Origin of the sequence: Mesorhizobium sp., from assembly GCF_041661565.1 — a bacterium.
Lineage (GTDB): Bacteria > Pseudomonadota > Alphaproteobacteria > Rhizobiales > Rhizobiaceae > Mesorhizobium.
This window is the reverse complement of record NZ_JBAZUD010000253.1, coordinates 1-3,278: the sequence shown is the minus strand read 5'-3', so window position 1 is coordinate 3,278 and position 3,278 is coordinate 1. Positions and strand designations below refer to the sequence as shown.

General features: G+C 63.4%; 3 protein-coding genes. 2 read left to right on the top strand and 1 reads right to left on the bottom strand.

Annotated features, from left to right (window positions below):
- The coding region (gene polA, locus WC739_RS25105) for a DNA polymerase I (RefSeq protein ID WP_372955686.1) at window positions 1-1,875 on the top strand (1,875 nt) is incomplete at its 5' end.
- Window positions 1,876-1,956: 81 nt separating this feature from the next.
- On the opposite strand, the gene WC739_RS25100 is transcribed toward polA, so the two are convergent.
- Complete coding sequence (locus WC739_RS25100; RefSeq protein WP_372955685.1) at window positions 1,957-2,361, bottom strand: Fur family transcriptional regulator; 405 nt, start codon at window positions 2,359-2,361, stop codon at window positions 1,957-1,959.
- Between the two features lie 406 nt (window positions 2,362-2,767).
- Here WC739_RS25100 and WC739_RS25095 point away from each other — a divergent pair.
- On the top strand, window positions 2,768-3,278 hold a 511-nt coding region (locus WC739_RS25095), incomplete at its 3' end, for a caspase family protein (RefSeq protein ID WP_372955684.1).

The window sequence follows — 3,278 nt, the reverse complement described above, 5'->3', positions numbered from 1 at the left end:
CTGGAGGCGGCGACGGCCCGCAAGATCGACACGTCTGCCTATGCCACCATTCGGGATGTGCCCACGCTGAAGGCATGGATCGCGGAGGCGAGGGAAGCCGGCGTCGTCGCCTTCGAGGCTGAATCCACCTCTTCGGATCCGATGCGAGCCGAACTCATCGGCTTTGCAATGGCCATCAAACCGGGCCGCGCCGCCTATGTGCCGTTTACCCACAGGAGCGGAAGCGGCGATTTGCTTGGCGGCGGGGAGGTCGAGAACCAGATCCCGATCCGCGAGGCGCTCGCCTTGCTGAAGCCGCTACTGGAAGACAGGTCGGTTCTCAAGATCGCGCAGGAGCTGAAATCCAGCCTCGTGGTCATGAGCCGCTATGGCATCGACGTCGCGGCTTTCGACGACACGATGCTGATCTCCTACGTGCTCGACGCCGGCACAGCGGGCGGCCATGGCCTGGCCGCGCTGTCGGAAAAATGGCTGGGCCACACGCCGACCACGCTGAAGGAACTGGCCGGGTCGGGCAAAAGCTTCGTCGGCTTCGAACAGGTCGAGATCGACAAGGCGACCGCCTACGCCGCCGGCCATGCCGATGTGGCGCTGCGGCTGTGGCTTGTGCTGAAACCGCGGCTTGCCGCCAAGGGCCTGGTCTCGGTCTATGAGCGGCTGGAACGGCCGCTGGTGCCGGTGCTGGCGCGCATGGAGCAGCGCGGCATCTCGGTCGACCGGCAGATCCTGTCACGGCTCTCCGGCGAACTGGCGCAAGGCGCGGCCCGGCTGGAAGAGGAAATCTACCAGCTGATCGGCGAGCGCATCAACATCGGTTCGCCCAAGCAGCTCGGCGACATCCTGTTCGGGCGCATGGGCTTGCCCGGTGGCTCGAAGACCAAGACCGGGCAATGGTCAACCTCGGCGCAGTTGCTGGAAGACCTGGCCGCCGAAGGCCATGAACTGCCGCGCAAGATCGTCGACTGGCGCCAGCTGACCAAGCTGAAATCGACTTACACGGATGCGCTTCCGGGCTTCATCCATCCCGACACCAAGCGCGTCCACACCTCATTCGCCCTCGCCGCGACGACAACCGGCCGACTGTCGTCTTCCGACCCCAACCTGCAGAATATCCCGGTGCGCACCGCCGAGGGCCGCAAGATCAGGACCGCCTTCATAACCGACAAGAGCCACCGACTGGTCTCCGCGGACTACAGCCAGATCGAGTTGAGGGTGCTCGCCCATGTCGCCGAGATCCCGCAACTGCGGCAGGCCTTCGCCGACGGCGCCGATATCCATGCCATCACCGCCTCGGAAATGTTCAATGTGCCGGTCGAGGGCATGCCTTCGGAGGTCCGCCGTCGCGCCAAGGCGATCAATTTCGGCATCATCTACGGCATCTCCGCCTTCGGCCTCGCCAACCAGCTGTCGATCCCGCGCGAGGAAGCCGGCAACTACATCAAGAAGTATTTCGAGCGTTTTCCGGGCATCCGCGATTACATCGAGGAGACCAAGGCCTATGCCCGCGAGCACGGCTTCGTCGAAACGATTTTCGGCCGCCGCATCCACTACCCTGATATACGCTCGTCGAATCCGTCGCTGCGTGCGTTCAACGAACGCGCCTCGATCAACGCCCGCCTGCAGGGCACGGCCGCCGACATCATTCGCCGCGCCATGATCCGCATGGACGACGCGCTGGAAGAGGCGAAGCTTTCGGCCCGCATGCTGCTGCAGGTGCATGACGAGCTGATCTTCGAGACGGTTGAGGCGGAGGTCGAAGCGACGATTCCTGTCGTTCGCCATGTCATGGAGAACGCAGCAATGCCGGCAGTCTCGATGTCGGTCCCGCTGCATGTCGATGCCCGCGCCGCCAACAATTGGGACGAGGCGCATTGAGGCTCCGCCGCTTCGTCATCCTAGGGCGAAGCAAGGAGCGATGCGACGCAGCGCAGACCCTAGGCCTAGGATGACGAAGACTTAGGCCGCTTCAGCCAAGCACTTCGCGCACGTCCCGCGAAACTCGATGACCGCCTTCTTGGCCGCGAAACCGGTGGAGCGCACCCATTCGTCGAGCCTATGGCCGACATCATGGTCGGACATCTCGTTCACCTGGCCGCATGTGTCGCAAATGGCGAATGCGGTCATCGAATGGCTGTGGTCATGCGGCTCGGCGCAGGCGACAAAGGAGTTGATGCTCTCCAGCCGGTGCACGAAGCCCGACTTAACCAGCGTGTCGAGCGCACGGTAGACCTGCAGCGGTGCGCGGAACCCGCGCTCGCGCAGCTGGTCGAGCAATGTGTAGGCGCTGAGCGGCCCGCTGGCGGCCTCGAGCTTCTCGAGGACGCACTGCTGGTTCTTCGTCAGAACTTCCCTTGACGCCATGATCCTGTCCAACCTGCCCAGCGTAGCTGCTATCGCCGCCCGTCTCCTCCAGATAGCGACGAACCGGTATCTTTGCTACTGCTCCCGCCTGACAAAGAGGACGGCTCAGCCCTTGGCGGCCCGAAAGCCTCCGGAACGACGACGCCGCCTGATTGTGACCGACCGCCACAATGACCCAGTCCGTCGCGCGCTTGGAAGTCGCCGCTGTCGCGCCAGCATCGCCGTCTCCGCATGGTGTTGACCGGTCACAAACGCCTGTTCCGCAAGGAATATGGGCGATTTGGCATGACCGGGTGGATTAAAGCCAAGTACGGGGTTGATCGCGGGCGCAACATTCAAAATACTGACAAAATCCTCGGCAAGGGTGACCTGGCTTGGGAAATTCGATCGGGCTTGGGGAAGCACTATGATCAAATTGACACGCCGGACGCTGCTTGTCGGCACGTCCGCGATGATGGCTGCGGGTACGGTTTCGTTCCGTGCCCTGGCAGCGTCGCGCACCTATCATGCGCTTCTGATCGCCTGCACCGAATATCCAGCCCTGCCGCAGAGGAACTGGCTTATCGGGCCGAAGAACGATGCCGGCCTGGTGCACGAGTATCTCCTGAAGAAAGTGCCCGACCCGGTGCGGTTCGCGCCGGAGAACGTCACCCTGCTGGCCAAGGACGTGCCAGGTGCCAAGGGCTTGCCGACCCATGCGGCGATCAAGGCAGCCTTCGCCGACCTCGCCGCCAAGGTGCAGCGGGACGATTTCGTCTATCTGCATCTGTCGGGCCATGGCGCCCAGCAACCGGAGAGGGTCAAGGGCGACGAAACCGACGGGCTCGACGAGATCTTCCTGCCCGTCGACATCGACAAGTGGGTCAACCGCGAGGCCGGCGTGCCGAATGCCCTGGTCGACAACGAGATCGGTGATG

What these genes read in the sequence shown, in the direction of transcription:
- WC739_RS25100 (WP_372955685.1), bottom strand. Translation starts at nt 2,361, where the DNA reads ATGGCGTCAAGGGAAGTTCTGACGAAGAACCAGCAGTGCGTCCTCGAG.